Genomic DNA, 24645 nt, shown 5'->3' on the forward strand with positions numbered 1-24645 from the left:
GGCTGTTGACGGTTTGCCGCAGTTTAGCAGCCCGCCCTCTAGTCGTATTTACTTAGAGGAACTGGTTTTGTGGCAAACAGCCGATACTTAGTTAGTGCGTTTGACAGACTTAGCCTTTAGCTTTAGCCCGTACAAAAATATCCCGCGCAACAACACACGGTAAAAGCATTCAGTACAAATACTGTAAGTATGGGAAAAGTTATAGGGATCGACTTAGGCACGACTAACAGTTGCGTCGCAGTTTTAGAAGGTGGTCAACCAATTGTGATCGCTAATTCTGAAGGCGGACGAACCACTCCTAGTATTGTGGGATTTGGCAAGGGTGGCGATCGCTTGGTCGGTCAGCTGGCAAAACGCCAAGCCGTAACTAATGCCGAAAATACAGTCTACAGTATCAAACGATTCATCGGTCGTCGTTGGGAAGATACAGAACATGAACGCGATCGCGTTCCCTACAATTGTGTTAAAGGCCGAGATGAAACTGTTGATGTCCAAATTCGTGGCAAAAATTACACCCCACAAGAAATTTCCGCGATGATTCTGCAAAAATTGAAGCAGGACGCGGAAAATTTTTTAGGAGAATCTGTCACCCAAGCCGTAATTACCGTACCAGCATATTTTACTGATGCCCAAAGACAAGCAACTAAAGATGCTGGGACAATCGCTGGTTTAGAAGTATTACGCATTATTAATGAACCAACGGCGGCGGCTTTAGCTTTTGGCTTGGATAAGCAAGACCAAGAGCAACTAATTCTCGTGTTTGACTTGGGCGGCGGTACGTTTGACGTATCGATTTTGCAACTAGGAGATGGAGTTTTTGAAGTTAAAGCAACTAGCGGCAATAATCAACTAGGTGGTGATGACTTCGATAACTGTATTGTGCGCTGGATGATTGAACGCTTCCAGGAACAAGAAAAAATTAACCTCGCCCAAGACAAGATGGCTTTGCAGCGTCTACGGGAAGCAGCAGAAAAAGCCAAAATCGAACTCTCTAGTATGGGGACTACCTCGATTAACTTGCCATTTATTACAGCCGACGCATCTGGGCCAAAGCATCTAGAGACGGAACTCAGCCGTTCTAAATTTGAAGAATTAGCAGCGCATTTGATTGAGGCGACGATTGAACCAATGATTCAATCCCTCAAAGATGCTGACCTCAAACCCCAAGACATCGATAAAATTATTTTAGTTGGTGGTTCAACTAGGATTCCGGCTGTTCAGAATGCTTTGATTAAATTTTTTAACGGCAAAACGCCCGATCGCTCAATTAACCCTGATGAAGCTGTAGCATTGGGAGCCGCCATTCAAGCAGGTGTTCTTGGTGGTGAAGTTGATAATCTTTTGTTATTGGATGTCACTCCCTTATCTTTGGGTATTGAAACCCTGGGCGAAGTATTCACCAAAATTATCGAACGTAACACCACAATTCCCACCAGCAAATCTCAAGTTTTTTCCACAGCAATTGATGGTCAAACTTCTGTAGAAATTCACGTTCTCCAAGGGGAACGGGCAATGGCACGGGATAATAAAAGTTTAGGTAAGTTTTTGTTGGCGGGGATTCCTCCGGCTCCCCGTGGTGTTCCGCAAATTGAAGTATCTTTTGAAATTGATGTTAATGGTATCCTCAAGGTTTCGGCACAAGATAAAGGTACCGGTCGAGAGCAAAGTATTCGGATTACTAACACTGGTGGTTTGAGTGCTAACGAAGTCGAACGGATGCGCCAAGAAGCTGAGGTGTTTGCCGAAGAAGACAAAAAACGCAAGGAATTTGTAGAACTAAAAAATCAAGCAGATAATTTGTTAGTCAGCTACGAATCCACTTTGAAGGATAATGGCAACTTGATTGGCGAGCAGATGAAAACTTTAGCCCATGAAAAGTTTCTCCAACTGCAAGCTGTGATGAGCAATCCGAGTATTTCTCTGCAAGAATTTCAAAATTGTTTAGATGACTTCCAGCAAACGTTATTTGCGATCGGTGCTGATGTTTATAACCGCGCAAACAATCCCAATACGGAAGAAGGTGAAGCAGGTTCCGAGCCATTATTAGCATCTGGATTAGAAAATTCTGCCAGTGGAACTGTCATCCCTCAATTTAATTTCGATTTTGATGAAGAAATGACTGCACAAGCTGATTATGAGGCGATAGACTAAAGGATAAAGTCTAAAGTTTAAAGTCTGAAGTATGAAGTTTAAACCTTGCATACTTTGTTCTTTAATCTTGAAATTCTGTCTTACTACAGATGCCATGTACTACAAATGGGGGGTTTTCCACACCTAATGGTGCGGTTAGCCCCTCTAGTTCATCAGCAGGGTTTTTTCCTGTCACGTAGCACAATTGTAAAAGAGACAGCCAAAGACTCTAGCATCTGCTAACTTCGCTGTTAACTTTCGTTAGTCCTTGTCGTCTCCCACGTAACAGCAAATTTTGCTCAACATTTGCTGGTGATTTTTATAAAAGGTAAAAGGTACAATCAATTATTAATAAAAGTTAATCTATGCCTTCTGCCTTAACAAGTGCTGAGTGCTGAGTGCTGAGTACTGAGTAAAAAAGTCTAGTCCCTAGTCTCTAGTTCCTAGTCTCTAACCCCTAGCCTCTAGTCCCTACCTTCTATCTTTTACCTTTGCTATATGGCCCGCGACTATTACGAAATTCTGGGTGTCTCTCGTGACGCCGACAAAGAAGAAATCAAACAAGCTTACCGCCGTTTAGCCCGTAAGTATCACCCAGATGTGAACAAAGAACCGGGTGCAGAGGAACGGTTTAAAGAAATTAACCGCGCTTATGAGGTACTCTCAGAACCAGAAACCAGGGCGCGTTACGATCGCTTTGGCCCAGAAGGTGTTTCCGGTGCTGGTGTGGGCTTTCAAGATATGGGTGATATGGGTGGTTTTGCCGATATCTTTGAAAGCATTTTCAGTGGCTTTGCTGGCGGTGGTATGGGTGGACAGACAGCGCAAAGACGGCGCAGTGGCCCAGTGCGGGGTGATGATTTACGACTAGACCTCAAGTTGGATTTCCGCGAAGCAGTATTTGGTGGCGAAAAGGAAATTCGCATTTCTCACCTCGAAACTTGTGAAGCTTGTAATGGTTCAGGCGCAAAGCCAGGAACCCGTCCCCGTACTTGTTCCACTTGTAGCGGTTCTGGTCAAGTACGCCGTGTCACTAGAACACCCTTTGGCAGTTTCACACAGGTTTCTACTTGTCCAACTTGTAATGGTACTGGTTCGGTAATTGAAGATAAGTGTGATGCTTGTGACGGTCGAGGTACAAATCAAGTTACCAAAAAACTCAAAATTACCATTCCGGCTGGGGTAGATAACGGTACACGTTTACGCATAGGACAAGAAGGTGATGCAGGTCAACGTGGTGGCCCTCCCGGAGATTTATACGTTTACCTGTTTGTTAACGAAGATGAAGAATTCCAACGCGATGGCATTAATGTGCTTTCGGAAATTAAGGTGAGCTATTTACAAGCCATTTTAGGTTGTCGTTTGGAAGTGAATACAGTTGATGGGCCAGTGGAATTAATCATTCCCCCAGGAACGCAGCCGAATACAGTGATGAAGCTAGAAAATCGCGGCGTACCTCGTTTGGGTAATCCTGTGAGTCGGGGAGATCATCTCCTAACAGTGTTAATTGATATCCCCACCAAAATCATCCCAGAGGAGAGAGAATTGCTAGAGAAGCTGGCTAAAATTAAAGGCGATCGCACTGGTAAAGGTGGTTTAGAAGGATTCTTGGGGAATTTGTTTAAATAATGAGTCTATCTTCTGTGTCTACTCCCGATGCTCAACTTGATTTGCGCGGTACTCCTTGTCCGATTAATTTTGTGCGGACAAAACTCCGCCTGGAAAAAATGTCGCCAGGAGATTTGCTAGAAGTATGGCTCGACCCCGGAGAACCAATCGAGCAAGTTCCTGATAGCTTAACAATGGCTGGCTATCAGGTAGAGCAAATTACAAACTGTAGCGAGTATTTTTCTTTGTTAGTCCGTCGTCCGGCCGCTAATCAATGATGGCTGTTGCTACTGATGGACAGTTAGTGGGTACAGTGTTGGCTGTACAAGCCAATTTTTACAAGGTACAGCTAGATCAAGACGATAGGGAGATAGATCCTGCTCATCTCCCTATACTTTTGTGTACCCGCAGAACCAGGTTAAAAAAAATTGGACAGCAGGTGATGGTGGGCGATCGCGTGGTGGTGGAAGAACCAGATTGGGCTGGTAGACGCGGTGCGATCGCAGAAGTTTTACCCCGCACTGGACAATTAGACCGACCTGCGATCGCCAATGTCAACCAAATTATGTTGGTATTTGCTGTTGCTGATCCGCCCTTGGAAGCTTACCAATTAAGTCGGTTTTTAGTAAAAGCTGAGTCTACTGGTTGGGATGTGGTTTTGTGTTTGAATAAAAGTGATTTAATCTCAGCCGAGGAACAGCAAGAAATTAGCGATCGCCTCTTGGCTTGGGGTTATCAACCTTTATTTATTAGTGTGCAGAATCAGATTAATCTTGACCAAGTAATCACTCATCTGAGTCATAAAACTACGGTAATTGCTGGCCCTTCTGGTGTGGGGAAATCCAGCTTAATTAATGCCTTAATTCCTGATATTAACCTGCGAGTTGGGGAAGTCTCTGGTAAACTTGCCCGTGGTCGTCATACAACTCGCCATGTAGAATTATTTGAATTACCTGATGGTGGTTTGTTAGCCGATACTCCTGGCTTTAATCAACCAGATTTAGATGCTCAACCAGAAGAATTAGTTTACTATTTTCCTGAAGTCAGAAAACTATTAGAAGTGAATCACTGTCGGTTTAGTGATTGTTTGCATCGAGACGAACCTGATTGCGCCGTGCAGGGAAATTGGGAACGCTATGAACATTATCTAGAGTTTTTGGAGGAAGCGATCGCTAGACAAACCCAATTAAACCAACAAACCGATCCAGAATCCACCTTGAAGTTAAAAACCAAACGTAAAGGACAGAGTAAATACGAACCCAAACTAGAAAGTAAAAAATATCGTCGAGTTTCGCGCAAAACTCAACTGCAAGCATTACAAGACTTATATCAAGATAGCGAAGAGTGAACTTATTGGCGTTACTCATTAATGGGATGATTTTTGTCTCACGCAAAGGCGCAAACAATTTACTTTTGGCTATGTCTATAAGTCTTATTTATCCCGTAACTATAAAACACCAATTTATTTATTCTCAAACTCTTAATTCCTCCGCGCCTCTGCGTCTCTGCGTGAAATAAAAAAATATTAGCTCACGCGCCCATACCAGAGTAACGCTTCAATCCCGCCCGCCACAACAAACGGTTTGCGCCCAAAAATATCAATATCCAACCAATCATACATAAAAAACCCCGCGCTATATCTACAGGTAATCCCACCAAAATACTTGCAGGGAAATCAATTAAATAGGGAAAAGGTGTAAATAAAACAACATTCCGCACAAATTCAGGAAACACATTTAAAGGTGCAACCATCCCCGATAAAAATAAAAAGAATAAGAACCATAAATTTTCTAACGCACTAGCGCGTTCTGTCCAAAAAGCTAACACAGCAAAGGTGTACTGAATGACAAATCGCAAAATAAATGCTAACACCACTGCTAACGTAAATAGAAACATTTGCCCAAAACTCGGCAACCAAAAAGCCTGGGGATATAGTACAAAAAATAAAATTATTAGCAGTATGGTAAATGGTATCCGCGTTAATCTTTCAGCCAAATGGGAGGCGACATGATGCCATACTGGATCTAATGGTTGTAATAATCTAGGTGAAAGTTTACCTTCTACCACTTCCTTTTCAAATTCCCAAATTACCCAAGCAACGGTAATTTGTCTAACTACAAAAACTGTGAGAAAATAACGAGAAAAATCTAAAGAAGACAAACCAAATTTGCCTCCTTGTGCTGCTTGCATCCAAACACCCATCAGGATTATAGGTAAAGACCCAGACAACACCCATAAAATGAGTTCTGCACGAAACTCCAACATGTAGGTGTTGTAGACAGCCAAAAAAGTTAAAGTTTTTCTAATAAATCTTTTCATTTGTCATTTGTCATTTGTTATTTGTGGCTTTGTCGTAAAATAAGTGGTCTGATTTCTTTTTCTTAGCACTCAGCACTCAGCACTTACTAAACGACTCCCGCCTGAAATACTTTACCAATGACTTCTTCTATGGGCGGTTCTTTCACTTCTAAATCGATGACTTCTAGTTCTGACAAAATCTGAGATACTGTACGAGTGAGAGCTTCTTGCTGCACCATAAAACAGACAGCTCGCCCGTCTAAAGATTGCACATCCCCATAAGACTTGAGCTTTTCTCTTGATAAAGGTTGGGCTAACTCTACGTGAACTTCTCTGTATGGGGCGAAGCGTTCTAAAAGTCCATCTAAACTACCGTCATACATCAGCTTTCCTTGGTGAATTAATAATACTCGCTGACATAAAGCGGTAATATCAGCCATGTAGTGACTAGTTAATAATACGGTGGCTTGATAACGCTGATTGTAGTCACGCAAAAAATCGCGTACTGCTACCTGAGCATTCACATCAAGTCCGAGAGTTGGTTCATCAAGGAACAATACTTGAGGACGGTGTAAAAGTGCAGCTAACAGTTCTGCTTTCATTCGCTCACCCAAAGATAGCTTGCGTACTGGTTGAGTCAGCTTTCCTTGGAGGTTTAGCATTTCTGTTAATTCTTTTACTCGTTTAGAAAATTCTTGGTCAGAAATGTTGTAGACAGCAGCATTAATTTTTAAAGAGTCTATTGCGGGTAAGTCCCAGATTAATTGCTGCTTTTGTCCCATCACCAAGGTAATTTTTTGTAAAAATGCTTCTTGGCGTAAAAACGGGACATATCCAGCCACCCTAACTGTCCCACTACTAGGATGAATCAGACCAGTGAGCATTTTGAGTGTGGTAGTTTTTCCAGCACCATTCGGCCCTAAAAATCCTACTACCTCACCAGGGGTAATTTCAAAGGAAACATTTTCAACAGCTTGAATTGAACGGTAGGTGCGGCGGAAAAAGTGAGTAATTGTCCCAGCGATACCTGGTTCTTTAATCGCCACCGGATATGATTTACTTAAGTTTTCAACAAAAATATGCGGCATAAAATTTATCTTAAAACCTTCAAGGGACGATTTCAGCCACAAACATAGTTGTCATTTATGCTTCAACTGCTATATGTAGAATAATTATGAGCGTGCATCCGCGTTCATCTACGGTTTTAAATATTTATCAGTATTATCCTGGAGATTGGTAAAGCCAAGGTAAAGCAAGTTAGCTAACGTAAACGTCCCGATCGCAAAATACTAATAATCAACCACAATCCTAATAAACTGGCGGCGGCAAATAACACACTGCTTAATACAGATAGTTGCGGTGTCTGGGTCTTGGTGGAAATAATTGCGGCTCCCATAATCAGTGAACCTACCAGAATACTGAATGAGAGGCGATTGGCTGCATCATCCATTGTGCGGCGTACACCATCTAAGCCATGCAAAGATAAATTCCAACGTAATGTTTCTGATGTTACACGGTCGAGTAAAAGTTCAACTTGTCGGGGTGATTGTAATGATAAACTTTTGAGGTCAAGGGCGGTACGTAAAAGCGATCGCACCGGATTTTCACCAACCAATTGACGGCGAAACAAATCGGTAATTAACGGCTTCACCTCATCAAACAAATTAATCTCTGGATTAAATGCCCTAGCCACACCTTCTAAATTCGCTAGAGTTTTGGCATACAAACCCATATTGCTGGGCAATCTAATTTTATTGTTGCGGGCGACTTGCAAAATTTCATAAATCACTTGACTAAAATTCATGTTTGTCAAGCTGACATTGTGATATTTTCGCAACATGCGATCGTAGTCACTTTCCAGCCGCGCTAAAATTACGGGCTGTGGGGAATCTGCTAATTGTAAAGTCAACTGAGCGCATCGACCCGCATCTAAATCTACGATCGCCAACAACATCTCTGTTAAAATCTGCTGGGTGCGGGGATCAAGTCTGCCCACCATTCCACAATCTAAAAGTGCCACCCGACCATCTTGCAGATAAAATAAATTTCCCGGATGGGGATCAGCATGAAAAAACCCATCAATATATAACTGTTGGAAAAATGCTCTAAATAGTAAGGTGGTTATATTTTTGCGCTGGGTAGCAACATCTGTTCCGTTGTTGTCACCTGTCAACCTTGCCGACAATAACGGCACACCATCTAACCATTCCATCACTAACAATTTTTCGGAAGTTAAATGCCAGTGAATTTCCGCCACGACAATTTGTTGTGGGTCAAACCAACGACCTTTCGCTAAATTCCGGCGTAATTGGTCTGTAAAAGTAGCTTCTCTGGTAAAGTCTAACTCTGCCTCTAAAGCCTTGGTAAATTCTTCCGCAATTGATTTAATTTCGTAAGTTTGCCCAAAATCAGTACGTGCGACTAAATCAGCGATCCCCTGAATTAAAGCAATATCTTGGGCAATGGTCGTATCAATTCCCGGACGTTGGACTTTTAAAGCGACTTCTCGACCATCAGCTAACGTGGCGCGATGAGTTTGGGCAATTGATCCCGCCGCCACCGGTACAGGGTTAATCTTGGGAAAAACTTCTTCTAGGGGGAATTTTAACTGTTTCCGAATAACTACTTCTATCTCTGACCAGGGAACAGGCGGTACTTCATCTTGCAGTGTTGACAGTTCCTCAATGTAAGCCGCACTGAGTAAATCGGGACGAGTCGATAATAACTGACCAAGCTTGATATAAACAGGCCCCAAACTGACCAAAATATTTTTCAATACTGCTGGGGTCGGTAACTGGGGTTCATCGGTTTTACCACCAGTTAGTAGCCTTCGCATATAGTCCCAGCCATTACGAAGCACTACTTCAATAATTTCTCGTTGACGAGGAACAGTTTGAGTTAGAAACATGATGGTAAACAACTGCAAGAACGCAGAGAATTTAAAAGGGTAGACAGCAGGGAATTACAATACAGCCAGAGCTAGTTTTATTTAAGGTTTTACTGGCTAAAGCACAGTCTTGAAATCTTTTTTGGGATGATTTTACAACTTGTATCAAGCTTTGCTCACTTAACATTCTTTTAATATAAGTAGAACAAGATTCTCCACTATGTAATTGCCGATGGGGGCAAGCAAAGCCTTTCACTGGAGAAATATATTTTTGATAAGCAGTGATAGAGTGAATTGCCATTGTCTTGGCCAGAGGCTCAAAGCTTAAAGTCATCATAAACTGTCAGTAAAAACAACAGACAGTCAAGTTATAATAGAAAAACTAGCTTTTAAGCCTCTGTCAAGGGTTTTAACTTTGATAATTACATTAGGTTTGTAAAGCGCGGGTCATCTTGCAGGATTTTGAGAATCTGTTTAATTTCTTGGGTGCGTTCTTTATTAACGATGAGGGTAACATTGCGATCGCGCACAATCACCACATCTTCTAACCCAATAGTAACAATTACATCCTCTGGATTAGAGGCATAAACAATCGCTCCTTGCGTATCTAAACCTACATGGGTAGCTAATTCTACATTGGGAGTCTCTTCCTTTTTTAATAAACGTTCGATCGCATTCCAATCTCCTAGATCATCCCAACCAAAATCTACCGGGAGGACGTATGCTAAATTGGTTTTTTCCATGAGTGCATAGTCTATACTCTTTTTAGGTAATTCAGGGTAAATATCAGGGCCGTATTGTTCCAGAGGTTTTATGATTTCTGGAGCATGGGTGTAAAGTTCCTCAAGAACAACCCCAGCCCGAAAGACAAACATTCCACTATTCCAGCTAAAACGTCCCGTAGATAAAAAAGTTTCTGCTAATTCACGGTTGGGCTTTTCAGTAAAGCGGTTGACATGATAAGCTGGCAACTCATTAAAGCTACCAATCTTTTCACCTTGTTCAATGTAGCCGTAACCAGTTGATGGAAAAGCAGGCTTAATTCCTAAAGTAACAATCGCTCTGGTGCTTGTTGCTAGTTGAGTAGCAGCCTTTAATGTGTCAGTAAACGCCTTTTGGTCAGCTATCCAATGGTCAGCCGGAAAAAAGCCGATGATTGCGTCTTCTCCATAGCGTTTTTTAATTTCTAAACTTGTCCAAGCAACGGCGGCGGCAGTATCCCTTCCTTCTACCTCAATGAGTAAGTTTGACGATGGCAGTTCGGGTAACTGTTGGCGTACACCTCCAGCTATCTGGCTGGAAGTAATCACCCACAAGGAATCCCAACCGTCTGCTAAGGGAAGCAAGCGATCCGCAGTGGCTTGCAGTAAACTTCTGGAACTACCATCTAAACTTAAAAATTGTTTAGGACGGTCTTTGCGACTCAAAGGCCAGAAACGCTCACCTTTGCCACCAGCGAGGATAACGGGGAACAAGGAACTATTCATGTTGTCATACACACCTACGCAAGAACACTACAAGTTTACTGTGAGCATTTACTCTGGCAAGATTTGTAGCTTGCATTAACATAACTTTTATGGAAGTGGTTGAGTGGGGAGAAAATTGTGATTAGAGAAGTTCAATTATCTGAAAATCAAGTAAAGTCTCAGCAAATACCGAATTTAGACTTGGAAAGCAAACCAGGTCAAATTCAACGCGTTGAAACTCAGGGAACGCTGCAAACTGTCACAGATGCCAGCACAGAATCTGCATCTCAAGAAGCATCAGCCAGTTCCACTCGCACTGTTGTTGAGTCAGTCAGTGCCATTCCCAACGAATTGTACGACAGATTGGGCTTAAGTATGCCCCGGTGGCTACTGTGGATACTGACAGTAGTAATGGGGGTAATTCTTTCTGGTCTTTTAGTTTCCACTTTGGCGCTGTGGACTCCCTTATGGAGCAATTTAGATAAAACCGATGAGGAACTCGGTTTCGCTGGTAAAGAAGAGCAGAAAGTCCCTTTACCTGGGGAATTATGGAGCAAAATTTCCCAATACCAGCTATCACGCCCCATGAATATTTTGATTATGGGGATTGAGCCAGTCAACGGTGCTGTTGATGGTTCACCAGAAAGTTTTGCTGGCAAAAGCGACACCATGCTTTTGGTCAGGCTCAACCCCAGTGATAAATCTATTCGGGTGCTTTCCATTCCCAGAGATACGATGATTGCGATCCCCGAAAAAGGGTTAACCAAGCTATCAGATGCTAATCCCCAAGGCGGGCCAGTATTGGCTGCTAGAGTAGTCAGCCGCACCTTAAACAATGCACCCATTGACCGTTACATTCGCATTTCTACCAGTGGCTTAAGGCAATTAGTGGATCAGTTGGGTGGGGTGGAAGTATTTGTACCTAAAGCAATGGAATACCACGATAGTAGCAGCCAATTGAACATTAATCTAGTCAGTGGCTGGCAAACTCTCAACGGTGAACAGGCAGAACAATTCGCTCGTTTCCGGGAAGATGGACTAGGGGATTTACCGAGAGTGCAGCGACAACAAGCACTACTAGGAGCATTGATTCAACGGCTTAATAGTCCTACTGTTGTACCGAAATTGCCCCAATTAACCCGCATTATGCGGAAGTATTTTGATACCAACTTAAAGATAGAAGAAATGATGGCTTTGGTGAATTTCTCCGTGAATGTAGAGCGGGATAATTTCCAAATGACCACTGTTCCCGGTACTTTCAGCCGTTTCAGTCAAGACCCCAATAGCTATTGGCTGAATATGACTGGACAATCAAATCTCTTGAATAATTATGTTGGGGTGGATGTACCTGGACTCAAGCCAGATACACGTCCAGTTTCTAACCTCAAAATTGCTATTCAAAATGCTTCTAATCAACCACAAGTTACGGAAAAAGTTATTGCTTATCTCAAAGAGAAAGGCTTTAAAAATATTTACACAACCTCAGATTGGCCTGATAGCCAGCGTCAAACCCAAATTATTGTTCACAGAGGTAGTCGCCAACCGGGAATTGAGTTGCAAAAAATCTTAGGTTTGGGTCAAATTGAAGTGTCAACATCTGGAGACTTGGAATCAGATATCACAATTCGGATTGGTAAAGATTGGAAATAGTCACAAGTTATTGGTCAAGAGTCATTAGTCATTTGTTACTATTTGTTTGACTCTTGACTATAAAGCTGTGAACAAGATTAATCAAAAATATTGAAGTTTTCTACAATCAAACTTCACCCAGTTTTCATAACTCAGTAAAGAGGTGCGTAAAGTTATGAAAAAGATTTGGCAGAAATTGTTAAGTTTAATTATCATTCTCCTTTTAGCTGGCTTGTGGCTAATACTGAATCCAAGACCAGCTTTTGCCCAAATTAATACCATCAACTACAGCAATACCAATTTAGAAAACCGTGACTTCTCTAATGCTGATTTAGCAGGTGTAACTTTTGTGGCTGCGGAAATGCGGGGTACTAATTTCCAAGGTGCAAATTTAACCAATGCTATTTTCACCAAAGGAGTTTTATTAAAGGCGAATTTAGAAAGTGCAAACTTAACGGGTGCTTTAGTAGATCGGGTGACATTAGATGGTGCTAACTTAAAAAATGCTAATTTTACGGAAGCTACTTTAACTCGTAGTCGTTTTTACGATGCTGATATTACTGGTGCGGATTTTACAGATGCGTTAATTGACCGCTATCAAGTGTCATTGTTATGTGAAAGGGCTACTGGGGTAAATCCAACTACGGGGGTGGCGACACGCGATAGTTTGGGTTGTCGTTGAAGAGTTGTCAGTATTCGGAATAAAGAAGTCAGAAGCGGTCAGAGTATGATGACTCAGAGTCTAGAACTATGAAAATCTCTGTCAAGGAAAACCTAGTACAACAAGGCAAAAAGCAAAAGAAAGAATAACGATACTACAAGCCTTTTAGCAATTTCTTATGGTCTGTTGATTTACACCAAGCTGTACTAGATTGACTAAATATTCTGGATTCTGACTTCTGAATCCTGGATTCTTACAAAGAATTTAATCATGAGAACAGGGAAGTTCAATTAAAAATTCGGTTCCTTTTCCGGGGGTCGATATACATTTAATTTGACCTTGATGTTTTTCGACAATGATTTGGTGACTAATAGATAAACCCAATCCTGTACCTTTACCGGGTTCTTTGGTAGTAAAGAAGGGGTCGAAAATATGGGAAGTCACATCTTCTGGTATTCCCAAACCATTATCAGTAATTTTGATGACTACTTGGCGATCGCGCCTTTGAGTGCTGATCCAAATTTTTAAAGGTACTCTAGGACAGCTAATTGAAGCTTGTAAATGCTGATTCCAGATAATTTTAAACTTATCTTCTAAAGCATCAATACTGTTACTCAAAAGATTCATAAATACTTGGTTCAGTTGTGCAGGATAACATTCTACTAAAGGTAATGTGTCGTATTCCTTCACTACTTCAATATTAGGACGCGCCCGATTTTCCTTGAGGCGATGTCCTAATATTAGTAAAGTACTATCTAATCCCTCATGAATATCTACAGCCCTTAAATCGGCTTCATCAGTCCGAGAAAAATTCCTCAGTGATAGTACAATTTCTCTAATTCTTTCCGCACCGACTTTCATGGAATTTATTGTTTTAGGTAAATCTTCGATGATAAATTCCAAATTATGATTGTCTATCTTTTCTTTAATATTTGGCAAAGAAGAATTATATTGACGGTAAATCTGTAAAACATTCATTAACTCTTGAGTATATTCATTTAAATGAATCAGATTACCAAAAATAAAACTAACAGGATTATTAATTTCGTGAGCGACACCAGCGAGTAATTGTCCTAATCCCGCCATTTTTTCGCCCTGAATTAATCGAGCTTGAGTCTGTTTTAATTCACATAAAGTTTGAGTTAATTCTAGAGTTTGACGTTTAGTTTGTTCCAATAATTCTGCTTGTTGAATAGCAATGCCTAACTGCACTCCAACTTGCGCTAATAAATTAATTTCTTCATCTTTCCAATAACGTGGTTGCGAATTTTGATAAGCGACTAATAATCCCCATAATCTTTCGCCTTGACGAATAGGCACAAAAGTTTCATTACGAGGTAATTTATCGTCTTCATCTGTATCTTCAAAGGTGGCTAAAACAAGTGGATTAACTTGTGTTAAAGGTTTCCAACCATCTTTAAAAGAATCAGCAACAAATTTACCACTCCAATCAGTATTAAAGCGATATATGGCTACTCTCTCGACTTTTAATAACTCACGTACAGCTTGAGTAGTAGTTTTAAAAATAGTTTTTATATCCAAGGACTGGCGGATTTTATCAATAGTTTCAGATAATAATTTTTGCCGTTCCATTGATTTTTCGCGCTCATTAGCCTCAGCTAATTGGACGGCTTGAGTCTGAACTTGTTTTAAATATGAATCTTGTTTTAAAGCAACTCCTAGTTGTTCAGCTATTTGGCTAACAAATTCAATTTCTGACTGTTGCCAATTACGCGGAGTCTTACATTGATGAATACACAATAAGCCCCATAGAAGACCTTCTTGTAAAAGTGGAGCTACTAAATTAGCTCGTACTTGGAATCTTTCGAGAATTTCTATATAACACGAGGGAAAATTACCTTGATAAATATCAGTAATGGCATTGACTCTACCTTGAGCATAAAGAGAGGCAAAGTTTTCACTAAAACAATGATCATAAACTTTGTCTGCTACTGCTGAAGGATAACCATGACTCACAGAATCATAGATAAATTCTCCTTCCCAGTCTTTTTGCTGATCAAACTGAAAAACGCCTACACGGTCAGCTTGCAGCAATTGTCTTACTTCGGTGACAGAAGTTTGAAAAATTGTATCTAAATCTAAAGACTCCCGAATTCGGGTAATAATGCTAGTTAAAGTTTTCTGCTGATTGGCTTGATAGCGAGCTTCATTTAAGAGTTTGTTGTGTTGTAAAGCTACTCCCAAGTTCTCAGCAATTTGAGTCGCAAATTCGATTTCTGAAGGTTGCCAATTTCTGGGTTTATCACATTGGTGAACACATAATAAACCCCATAAATTGCCCTGTTTTAGTAGTGGTACTACTAAATTAGCTCGCACTTGGAAATTTCCTAAAATTTTGGTATGACAAGCACTTAATCCAGCATCATAAATATCAGCTACAGCCTGGACTCTACCTTGTTGATAATGCACCGCAAACTGTTCACCAAAACAATAGTCGTAAACTTTAGCAGCTACTACGGAGTCCCACTCTGATGCAACATCTTCAGAGATAAATTCGCCTTCCCAGTCTTTTTGCGGATCAAATTGAAAAATTGCAACTCGATCTGCTTGCAGCATTTGTCGCATTTCAGTAACGGTAGTTTGAAAAATTGTTTCTAAATCTAGGGATTTACGGATGCGTGTGATCACACTCGTTAAAGTTTTTTGCTGTTCTGCTTGAGCATTAGCTTTAGCTAGTAGTTCATGGTGTCGCAAAGCTACACCTATTTGCGTACCAATTTTGCTCAACGATTCAATTTCATAAGGCTGCCATTGCCTAGGAACAGAATTTTGATATGCAGCAATAATGCCCCAAAGTTTATCACCTTGGAGAATGGGAGCAGTGGCGAAAGCTTTGGCTTCAAATTGTTCTAATAAAATCACATGGCAATTGGTTAATCCCGCTTGATAAATATCATTGGCGCTAAAAGTTTGGTTTTGAGCATAACGTCCACCTTGGGTTTGTTGTAAATAAGTATCGTTAATTACAGGTTGAACATTAACTAAAGGTGTCCAACCTTCAACAAATGATTCAGCAACAAACTCACCACTCCAATCAGGATTAAAGCGGAATATAGCAACACGATCAGCTTCTAACAGTTGACGGATTTCTTGAGTAGTGGTTTTAAAGATACTATCAATGTCCAAAGGTGGACGAATTTGATCAACAATTTGCGCGATTACTTGGTCACGTTGGGCTGTTTGTGCCAGTTTTGTTGCTTGTAGCTGAACTTTTTTCAGGTGGCTGGCTTGTTGAATTGCAATGGTGAGATGGTCAGCAATTTGACGAATAAATTCAATTTCAGCATCTTGCCATTGACGTGGTTGACTACATTGATGAATACAAATTAATCCCCATAATTCCTGGTCTCTTAATAGGGGAACAATCAGGTTAGCGCGGACATTAAATCTACTCAAAATTTCTCGATGACACTTACTCAGTTCAGCATCATAAATATCTGCTACTGCTTGTACTTTGCCTTGTTGATAATCAGCCGCAAATTGCTCACCAAAACAATGGTCATAGACTTTTGCTGCTAAAGCTGATGCCCATTGATCAGCAACATCTTCAGCCACAAATTCTCCTTCCCAGTTTTTTTGCTGATCGAATTGAAATATGGCTACTCGATCAGCTTGCAGTAATTGACGTACTTCTTTGACTGTAATTTTAAATATTGTTTCTAATTCTAAAGATTTTCTGATTCTAACTATCACACTAGCTAGAGCTTTATGTTTCTCTAATTGTTCTTGTAGTTGAGTATTTGTCAAGATAACTTCGGGTTCTGTGAGTATTGATTCGGCTTCCATATTTTAAATTGGTTGTTAGTCAAAAAATTTTTAATACCAGTCTTCCTGATGGGGAAAACTGATGACACAGCACATCAATTACTAGGTTTCCCACTTTTGGCAGATAATCAACCATAAATGTGCCAAGTTGAGAATTTAGCTAAATGTTGGGGAAAGCAATTTATTCCAAGGACTGACAATTTGAAAAATCCAGGATTTTGTGAGGGTAAGATTGGAAAAATTTAATTTGTATGTACAAGAAGTTATGAGCGTGTCAAAGTCAGAGAACGAAACCTTTTGGATTCCCAGTTATGTAAACGGTTTTATTTAAACTTCGGGTTTATCTTAAAATTGACCTGACAGACGACAAGATTTCAGGTTAAATATTGTCAGATATGCACTCTGCAAGAGTTGTCAGGTATTATTCGTGACTAATCAAGAACAAAAATCATCTCGTTCTTTCGCTGGGATTGCTGGCATTGTTGCGGCAGCCACATTAATTAGTAAAGTATTTGGTTTGGTACGACAGCAAGCGATCGCTGCCGCTTTTGGTGTTGGTGCAGCTGCTACTGCTTATAGCTATGCCTATATTATTCCTGGCTTTTTATTGATATTACTAGGTGGTGTCAACGGGCCGTTACACAGTGCGATTGTAAGTGTTTTAGCCAAGCGCAAAAAAGAAGAAGCTGCGCCAATGGTGGAAACCGTGACAACGCTGGTAGGTGGCATACTACTGCTCGTAACCGTAGCCCAGATTTTTTTAGCAGATGAAATTGTAGATATTGTGGGTCATGGTTTGGATGCAACTACAAGAGCGATCGCCATCCAACAAATCCAAATTATGGCACCAATGGCCTTATTTTCGGGATTAATTGGCATTGGCTTTGGTACTCTCAATGCAGCTAATCAATATTGGTTACTTTCTATTAGCCCTTTGTTATCCAGCGTTACCGTTGTCATTGGTATTGGAGTCATGGCTTTACAATTGGGTAAAGACATTATCCAGCCGCAATATGCTTTTATTGGTGGGATGGTCTTGGCTTGGGGAACTTTAGCTGGCGCAATTCTCCAGTGGTTAGTGCAACTAGTTGTACAGTGGCGGTTAGGATTAGGGACACTGCGTTTGCGCTTTGATTTTCAATCACCCGGTGTTCAAGAAGTAATCAGAATTATGACTCCGGCAACCATTTCTTCAGGTATGATGCCGATCAACTTCGCTACAGTTCTTTACTTTGCTAGTCCGATTCCGGGTGCGGCGGCGGCCTTTAACTACGCCAACTTGCTTGTCCAAACACCTTTAGGAGTTATTTCTAACATTATTTTGCTGCCTTTATTGCCGATATTTGCCAAACTGGCTGCACCAGACAATTGGCCAGATTTAAAATTACGTATCCGTCAAGGATTGTTACTGAGTGCTGTGACTATGCTGCCGCTAGGAGCGTTAATGGTAGCTTTAGCTGCACCTATTGTTCAGGTAGTTTATCAGCGTGGTGCTTTTAAGCAAGATGCGACACAGCTAGTATCATCCTTACTGATTGTTTATGGCATAGGGATGTTTGCTTATTTAGGGCGTGATGTGTTAGTGCGGGTTTTTTATGCTTTAGGAGATGGGCAAACGCCGTTTCGTATTAGTACTTTTAACATTTTCCTAAATGCCTTCTTAGATTGGATATTAGTACAACCCTTTGGCGCACAGGGTTTGGTGTTAGCAACTGTTGGTGTGAATTGCAGTTCAATGTTAATGCTGTTATGGTTGCTAGACCGCAAGTTAAATGGTTTACCTTGGCGGGAGTGGAGTGTACCGATTTTTGGGTTGACTGCGGGTAGCGTTGTGGCTGGGTTTGCCAGCTATGGGACTTTGTTTGGTTTACAGCAGTTATTAGGTACAACAGGTTTAATAATTCAGTTAATACAGTTATCAATTGCTGGTTTAGTTGGTTTAGTTGTGTTTGGTGCGATCGCTTCACTCATGAAAATCCCCGAAGTTAGTAGTTTTGTAGTTAGGATGCGCCAGCGTTTCTTCAAAAAATAATTCTTGATTTGGTTCACCCAACTGGGTGAAGGATTTTTCACCCATTCGGCTACCTGAGTGTAGGAGGGTAAAACGAGTTAAAAAAGCGATCCTAGTAGTAGAGAGCATTGATTGCACTCAACTCTAGTGGAGAGAAACTTATGAAACTCAGAACTTTAACTACTTCTTTTCTCGTAGTTGCTTCTATTGTCCTCTCAGCTGGAATTGCGGCTGCTCAAACTGCTGGTACTAACGGTAGTTACATTGGTGCTGGTATTGCAGCAGGTGCTACTAGTGGTGGACGAGGAAATGATGATGCTCAATTTGGTGGTAATGTCCAAGGACGTTATGCCATACCTGATGCACCTGTCTCACTGCGAGGAAGCGTGTTATTCGGTGGTGATACAACTGCCTTTATGCCGATTTTGACTTACGATGCGGCGATCGCCAAAAATACTAACGTTTACTTAGGTGGTGGTTACTCATTTTTGGCTGATGAAGGTCGCAACACCCCATTAGGTAATCGCAACGCACCTGTAGTCACCTTGGGTTTAGAATCGGAAGTTAGTAAAAACGTTATTGCCTATGGTGATGCTAAATGGGGCATTGACGCTTATCGAAACAGTGATGCTGATGCTGTTAGCTTCCAAGCAGGATTAGGCTATCGTTTTTAGGAAGTCTAAAGTGTAAAACCAAATAACAAGACTTACACAGTACGAAGCAAAATCAAAGGTTGAGATGAGAGGTAGAGTATACAGCGTATTTTGGGTAAATGAGGTACAAGCTTAAAACCCAAAACTATGTAGAGACGTTACATGTAACGTCTCTACATTATTTTACGAATAAGCACAAAACCATTTATTTTGATATCTACTGCCTGCTGAATCATACTGTATCATTCCTTGATAGTCAGAGGTATTCGTACTGTGAAGGTTGAACCTACTCCTGGCTGACTTTTCACCCAAATCTCACCACCCATCATCTGACAAAAATGACGACTGATGGCTAAACCTAGTCCAGTACCACCATATTTTTTAGTGGTGGAATTATCCCCTTGGATAAAAGGTTGAAATAATTGTTGCTGTTGATGATGTGTCATCCCAATACCTGTATCAGCAACAGTAAACGCAATCATCCCCAAGGGAGAATCTGATGATGAGTTGGATTTTTCACTTTTAACAGTGAGGGTGACTTTGCCGTTAGTCGTAAATTTAGACGCATTACTTAACAAGTTTAAAAGTACTTGCCGCATTCTTGTTTGATCGGCATACATTGTACCTAGCTGTTCATCGTAGTCCACTTCTAAAATGTTGCCATTTTTTTCAATGGAAGGCTTAATAGTCAACACCAGATTATTAACCAGATTGGTAATTTCAAATGTCTCTGGATAAAGAGTCATTTTCCCCGCTTCAATTTTGGATAAGTCGAGGATGTCGTTAATCAATTCTAATAAGTGTCTACCTGCGGAATTGATTGTTTCTAAATCGGTAATAAAGTCTCCTGATAAGTTTAAATCTGTAGCGTCATCTTGCAGTAATTGGCTGAGTCCAATGACTGCGTTTAATGGTGTACGTAATTCGTGGCTGACGTTAGCTAAAAAGACACTTTTAGCTGTGCTGGCGGCTTCGGCTAGTTCTTTTGCTTGTTCTAGTTGTTTTGTGCGTTCTGAAACTCGCTCAATCAACCGATTTAATGATTTGGCTAATAAACCAATTTCATCTTCGGTGGTGACGGGGGCGCGTAAATCAAAGTTAGATTTACGGGCGACTTGTTCAGCGACTTGAGTAACTGTAATGACTGGTTCGGCGATCGCTCGACTGGTGCGCCATGCGATAATAGCTGCGATCGCTACCGACACCAGCATACTCACCATCACAATTAATCTTTCAACGCCTTTTGCCTGTTCTACATCGATTTGCCTATCTTGTTCTTGATTTTCGGCAGTTTGCAGAATATTCGTTAATTTCTCCGCAAGACTCTCTAATCGCATGGCGGTTTCACCACGCATAATTTTTAACAACTGCTCTCGGACTACAACAATTTTCTGTGGCTGTAGCGGCTGTTTCTCGGTTTTTTTTAAGACCGCTTCTATTTGGTCTACGTAGGATTTTAAGTTAATTGTATAGTCTTCCAATAAAGCCTGTAAATTAGCACTGGTCGCTGCTAATTGCATCGGCTTTCTTTCGATGAAATTGTCAATTTTTTGCTCTAAATCTTCAGCTTTATTAACATCCCTTAAAAATTCTGTTTTCTTAGTCAGCAGTTGTTGAGAATCTTCTAATACTGCTACTAAATTAGAACTATGTAATTGCGCTCCTACTACGGCATTTTTATAGTTAGTTAGTAGTTGGCGTTGTTCTTGAGCTTGATTAAACTGCCTAATTTCTCTTCCTCGGTAGTAATTGGCAATTACTAGACCAGTAAGTGAGCCAAAAAAACCAATACCAATAGCTACAAAGTAGCCATAGCCAATTTTTTGATGTATCCGCCAGGAACTAGCTTTGAGTTTCCCACTGGAGGGAAATTCGATTGTGGGCAGTTCTTCGCTTGATGAATCTTTGGCTGGCATTTTTTTGCTTTCTGAATTACTGTCAATTGGGTTAGGCTTGTGAGTTTGCATTCCTCAAATCTCCTCGCCCTTCCGCAAAAATCGCCACATCAATTCCATCTTTAAAATTAAATTAACTGGTGATTAACACCTACACAATTTTTTGTAAGAAGCAGCGTAAATAATTATTCTTTAAATAATTGCCATGACTTTATTGTATTTAGGTGATTTTGATATGAATGTATACAAAAACACTGAAAAACGATAAAATTCCGTGTTTACATATAATCAATACTTCTTTATGGTAAAGCTTATGCTGAAATTTTATCTTTAGGGTTACGGTTTTTGAAACCTAGTTAATATCAGGTATGTTTTAACTACTAGATACACTGTACTTATTTTTAATCTTGTCTTGTACGATGGAAATACTTAAATGCCAGACAGATTAATTCATCTCGCATCTTAGCATCGATCAGTAAGATTCTCAAACAATTTTGGAAGTTGGATAGCCTGGAGACTAAAAAACCTCTGTCTTGCTACTCAAGTAATGGAAAGACAGAGGAATTTCTATATGGGGCTTACGTAAAGGGATAGTCAATGAAGACTGGGTGAAGGGATATGGGGGAGCCAGTCTCTACAGAAAATCTTTGTGCGTAAGTCTTCAGATTACTAGGCGATCGCAGTTGAGCGCAACTGAGTAACTGCTTGCTTCAACAATTCGGCCTTGTCGGTTTGTTCCCAAGGCAAGTCTAAATCATTCCGTCCCAAGTGACCGTAAGCCGCGATGTCCTGATAAAAACGTCCGCCTCTTTCACTTGGTAAGTTACGTAAGTTGAAGCTATGAATAATTCCTGCTGGACGTAGTTCAAAGTTTTGTTTGACTAATTCCAACAAAATTTCATCATCTACTTTGCCAGTCCCAAAGGTTTCTAGGAGAATACTAACTGGTCTAGCTACACCGATTGCATAACTCAACTGCACTTCGCATTTTTCTGCCAAGCCAGCAGCGACAATGTTTTTGGCTACATAACGCGCCGCATAAGCCGCAGAACGGTCTACTTTTGTGGGGTCTTTGCCAGAGAAAGCGCCACCACCATGACGGGAATAACCGCCGTAGGTATCAACAATGATTTTTCTGCCTGTCAAACCAGAGTCACCTTGCGGCCCACCAATCACAAATTTACCCGTGGGATTGACTAAAAAGCGAGTTTCTTGATCAGGCTTGATAGTAATATCACTAAAAACAGGCTCAACCACTGCTGTCCAGAGGTCTTGCTTAATTTTAGCTTGCACTGCGGCTTCATCAGTGATTTCCCCAATTGTAGCTGTGTGCTGTGTGGAAATCAGGATAGTATCAATGCCTACGGGTTTACCATCTTCGTAGACTACGGTTACTTGAGTTTTGCCGTCGGGACGCAGGTATGATAATTCGCCTGTTTTGCGGACTGCTGCCAGTCGGCGGGCAATGCGGTGTGCCAAACTGATGGGTAAAGGCATCAGTTCTGGAGTTTCGTTACAAGCAAAGCCAAACATGATACCTTGGTCACCAGCCCCAGTGGTATCGAATAGTTCTTCACTATCTTGTTGGCGGGTTTCATGGGCAACATTTACACCTTGGGCAATGTCAGGTGATTGTTCATCCAATGCTACAATCACGCTGGTGCTGTTAGCAGAAAAGCCGTTATCTGCATCAACATAGCCAATTTCAGCGATTTTTTTGCGAGCTAGATGCACATAATTGACATTAGCTTTGGTAGTAATTTCACCAGTAATTAACACTAAGCCCGTATTAACTACTACTTCCGCAGCTACGCGACTGCTGGGGTCTTGTGCCAGTAAGGTATCAAGAATCGTATCTGAAATTTGATCGCAGATTTTATCTGGATGTCCTTCAGTTACTGACTCGGAGGTAAATAAATAGCGTCTAGACAAAGAGATTTCCTCCTGTGAGAGTATAATCACTGACTAAATAAAGTATTTAGTTCAGCTAATTATTTCTAGAATCATACCAATCTTGACACATTCCGTAGTAAGTGTATTTTTATATTTTTAAAAGAGATAATCAAATTTGGGTATTTGTAAAGGAATTAATAATTAAATATTTAAGAAAGTCAGCCCGGTACACTCCCTAACCTGGATTTCTCTCTTGTGAGAAATCCAGGGGTGTGGGAGGGGTGGGAGGTGTGGGAGGATGGTGAAGAAATCTTTCCCCCCCACACTTCCCCCTCTCCCCTCTCTCCTCACACTCCCCACACTCCCCACCCATACGTGAGAAATTCGGACTAATCTTTCATCCCTATATTCCCCTAAAATAAGGAGCGAGTAAGCGTCAATAATTATTATGCGAGTAGTAGCCCTTGTACCTGGCGGAATTGGCGACCAAATTCTCTTCTTTCCGACTCTAGATAGTCTGAAGCGTTATTATCCCGACGCTCAGATAGATGTCGTTACGGAACCCCAGTCAAAGGCTGCCTATCGAGTGAGCAAGTCTGTTCACGAGGTACTGACCTTTGATTATAAAGATCGTAACAGTCTAGCAGATTGGGGTAACTTGGTAGGCACAATACGCGATCGCGAGTATGATGTCGCCATTGCTTTTGGGCAAAGCTGGTTAGTGGGACTAATGCTCTGGTTAACAGGGATTCCCATGCGGATTGGCTTTCAAGGCAAAGGAGCCGTGTTTCTGACTCATACTGTGCCGTTTAATCCATCTCAGTATGTAGCGGCGGCGTATCACGAGTTGCTAAAACCATTGGGTATAGCCACACCCGTACCAGAGTTAGCAGTAAATGTCCCAATACCCGACATCGACTGGTCACAAAATGAGCAAAAACGTCTAGGCGTAAATGACACAGGCTACGTCTTGATTTATGGAGGGGTTGATGCAGGCTCACGGGGGAAAGGTGCTGAGAAAATCTATCCGGTTGAGCATTGGCAGCCAATTATTCAAGAATTTCAACAAAAACAGCCAGATATGTCTGTAGTTGTGATTCAAGGTGCTGATGATGAACAGTTTGTGCGATCGCTCCGCGAATCCTGTCCAGAAATCAAAGTCACATCTCCTGATAATACAGGTAAGTTGACAGCTATGATTGCCGGTGCAAACCTAATGCTGTCTACCGAAAGTGCGCCATTACAGTTGAGTGTTGCGGTTCAGACTTATACTATTGGTCTGTTCGGCTCTTCAGATCCAGGTAAACTGTTACCAAAAAGTGAAAAATTCCTTGCTATTAAATCCCCCTCTGGGAAAGTAGCAGATATTTCACCCACAACAGTTTCTGAAAAAATCTGGGGCGGCTAATTTCATTATTAACTTGTAAGCTAAACCACATCTAGTTTGCATAACGGAAATGCCAATAACTCTTGTGGGGTGGGCATCTTGCCCGCCCTAATTATGCAATTTAAATGTGTAACAGCTTACCAATCATGTAGAGATGTTGTATACAATGTCTCTACAACAGTAATAAATTAATACTGTTTAGTTAAGATAATGAGAGTTAATTTCTCAATTTCTACTCTACCTATCAGAGCATGAGAAAGATTTGGGGGATTCTCCCCCACGCCCCCGATTGGGGGACGGTTGCGTCCCCCAAACCCCCTCCAAAATAATTTTTTCGTTTT

At 41.1% G+C, this 24645-nt stretch carries 17 protein-coding genes; 9 read left to right on the forward strand and 8 right to left on the reverse strand.

Going from position 1 to position 24645, the window contains the following annotated elements:
• Nucleotides 1-189 precede the first annotated feature (189 nt).
• The 4 genes from dnaK (at nucleotide 190) to rsgA (ending at nucleotide 5086) form a co-directional block, all read left to right on the forward strand.
• The gene (gene dnaK, locus H6G74_RS02700; protein WP_190966197.1) at nucleotides 190-2151 is read left to right on the forward strand and encodes a molecular chaperone DnaK; all 1962 of its coding nucleotides are present in this window, start codon (nucleotides 190-192) and stop codon (nucleotides 2149-2151) included.
• 477 nt (nucleotides 2152-2628) lie between these two features.
• Nucleotides 2629-3759: a molecular chaperone DnaJ gene (gene dnaJ / locus H6G74_RS02705; protein WP_190966198.1), complete on the forward strand. Its 1131-nt coding sequence runs from the start codon at nucleotides 2629-2631 to the stop codon at nucleotides 3757-3759.
• Nucleotides 3759-4016, forward strand: a complete 258-nt coding sequence (locus H6G74_RS02710; RefSeq protein ID WP_190966199.1) for a sulfurtransferase TusA family protein — start codon at nucleotides 3759-3761, stop codon at nucleotides 4014-4016. Before dnaJ ends, H6G74_RS02710 begins: the two co-directional genes overlap by 1 nt.
• On the forward strand, nucleotides 4016-5086 hold the full coding sequence (rsgA, locus tag H6G74_RS02715; RefSeq protein ID WP_190966413.1) for a small ribosomal subunit biogenesis GTPase RsgA: 1071 nt from the start codon (nucleotides 4016-4018) through the stop codon (nucleotides 5084-5086). The genes H6G74_RS02710 and rsgA overlap by 1 nt, the downstream gene beginning before the upstream one ends.
• 182 nt (nucleotides 5087-5268) lie before the next feature.
• Here rsgA and H6G74_RS02720 read toward each other — a convergent pair whose 3' ends face one another.
• The 5 genes from H6G74_RS02720 to H6G74_RS02740 form a co-directional block, all read right to left on the reverse strand.
• Nucleotides 5269-6057, reverse strand: a complete 789-nt coding sequence (locus H6G74_RS02720; RefSeq protein ID WP_190966200.1) for an ABC transporter permease — start codon at nucleotides 6055-6057, stop codon at nucleotides 5269-5271.
• Between the two features lie 86 nt (nucleotides 6058-6143).
• Nucleotides 6144-7124 carry an ABC transporter ATP-binding protein gene (locus tag H6G74_RS02725; protein WP_190966201.1) on the reverse strand — a complete coding sequence of 327 codons (981 nt, stop codon included), beginning with the start codon at nucleotides 7122-7124 and terminating at the stop codon, nucleotides 6144-6146.
• A gap of 173 nt (nucleotides 7125-7297) precedes the next feature.
• On the reverse strand, nucleotides 7298-8944 hold the full coding sequence (locus H6G74_RS02730; protein ID WP_190966202.1) for an ABC1 kinase family protein: 1647 nt from the start codon (nucleotides 8942-8944) through the stop codon (nucleotides 7298-7300).
• Nucleotides 8945-8975: 31 nt separating this feature from the next.
• The gene (yidD, locus tag H6G74_RS02735) at nucleotides 8976-9260 is read right to left on the reverse strand and encodes a membrane protein insertion efficiency factor YidD (protein ID WP_190966203.1); all 285 of its coding nucleotides are present in this window, start codon (nucleotides 9258-9260) and stop codon (nucleotides 8976-8978) included.
• 85 nt (nucleotides 9261-9345) lie between these two features.
• The gene (locus H6G74_RS02740) at nucleotides 9346-10410 is read right to left on the reverse strand and encodes a mannose-1-phosphate guanylyltransferase (protein WP_190966204.1); all 1065 of its coding nucleotides are present in this window, start codon (nucleotides 10408-10410) and stop codon (nucleotides 9346-9348) included.
• Between the two features lie 117 nt (nucleotides 10411-10527).
• Here H6G74_RS02740 and H6G74_RS02745 point away from each other — a divergent pair, with 117 nt between their 5' ends.
• Both H6G74_RS02745 and H6G74_RS02750 read left to right on the forward strand, forming a co-directional pair.
• A complete protein-coding gene (locus H6G74_RS02745) occupies nucleotides 10528-12039 on the forward strand; it encodes an LCP family protein (protein WP_190966205.1) in 1512 nt (503 codons plus the stop codon).
• A 154-nt stretch (nucleotides 12040-12193) separates the two neighbouring features.
• Nucleotides 12194-12700 carry a pentapeptide repeat-containing protein gene (locus H6G74_RS02750; protein WP_190966206.1) on the forward strand — a complete coding sequence of 169 codons (507 nt, stop codon included), beginning with the start codon at nucleotides 12194-12196 and terminating at the stop codon, nucleotides 12698-12700.
• 243 nt (nucleotides 12701-12943) lie between these two features.
• Here the strand turns inward: H6G74_RS02750 and H6G74_RS02755 are convergent, their stop codons facing one another.
• Nucleotides 12944-16486 (reverse strand): GAF domain-containing sensor histidine kinase, encoded by a 3543-nt coding sequence (locus H6G74_RS02755; RefSeq protein WP_190966207.1) that lies wholly within the window; start codon nucleotides 16484-16486, stop codon nucleotides 12944-12946.
• Nucleotides 16487-16892: 406 nt separating this feature from the next.
• On the opposite strand from H6G74_RS02755, the gene murJ reads away from it, so the two are divergent.
• Both murJ and H6G74_RS02765 read left to right on the forward strand, forming a co-directional pair.
• Nucleotides 16893-18497: a murein biosynthesis integral membrane protein MurJ gene (gene murJ / locus H6G74_RS02760; protein ID WP_190966208.1), complete on the forward strand. Its 1605-nt coding sequence runs from the start codon at nucleotides 16893-16895 to the stop codon at nucleotides 18495-18497.
• 140 nt (nucleotides 18498-18637) lie between these two features.
• A complete protein-coding gene (locus H6G74_RS02765; protein ID WP_190966209.1) occupies nucleotides 18638-19150 on the forward strand; it encodes an outer membrane beta-barrel protein in 513 nt (170 codons plus the stop codon).
• A gap of 221 nt (nucleotides 19151-19371) precedes the next feature.
• Here the strand turns inward: H6G74_RS02765 and H6G74_RS02770 are convergent, their stop codons facing one another.
• Nucleotides 19372-21096 (reverse strand): sensor histidine kinase, encoded by a 1725-nt coding sequence (locus H6G74_RS02770; protein WP_190966210.1) that lies wholly within the window; start codon nucleotides 21094-21096, stop codon nucleotides 19372-19374.
• A gap of 597 nt (nucleotides 21097-21693) precedes the next feature.
• Nucleotides 21694-22956 carry a methionine adenosyltransferase gene (gene metK, locus H6G74_RS02775; protein WP_190587883.1) on the reverse strand — a complete coding sequence of 421 codons (1263 nt, stop codon included), beginning with the start codon at nucleotides 22954-22956 and terminating at the stop codon, nucleotides 21694-21696.
• A 409-nt stretch (nucleotides 22957-23365) separates the two neighbouring features.
• On the opposite strand from metK, the gene H6G74_RS02780 reads away from it, so the two are divergent.
• Nucleotides 23366-24325 carry a glycosyltransferase family 9 protein gene (locus tag H6G74_RS02780; RefSeq protein WP_190966211.1) on the forward strand — a complete coding sequence of 320 codons (960 nt, stop codon included), beginning with the start codon at nucleotides 23366-23368 and terminating at the stop codon, nucleotides 24323-24325.
• Nucleotides 24326-24645 lie beyond the last annotated feature (320 nt).

The organism is Nostoc spongiaeforme FACHB-130 (assembly GCF_014698475.1).
GTDB classification, from domain to species: Bacteria; Cyanobacteriota; Cyanobacteriia; order Cyanobacteriales; family Nostocaceae; genus Nostoc_B; species Nostoc_B spongiaeforme.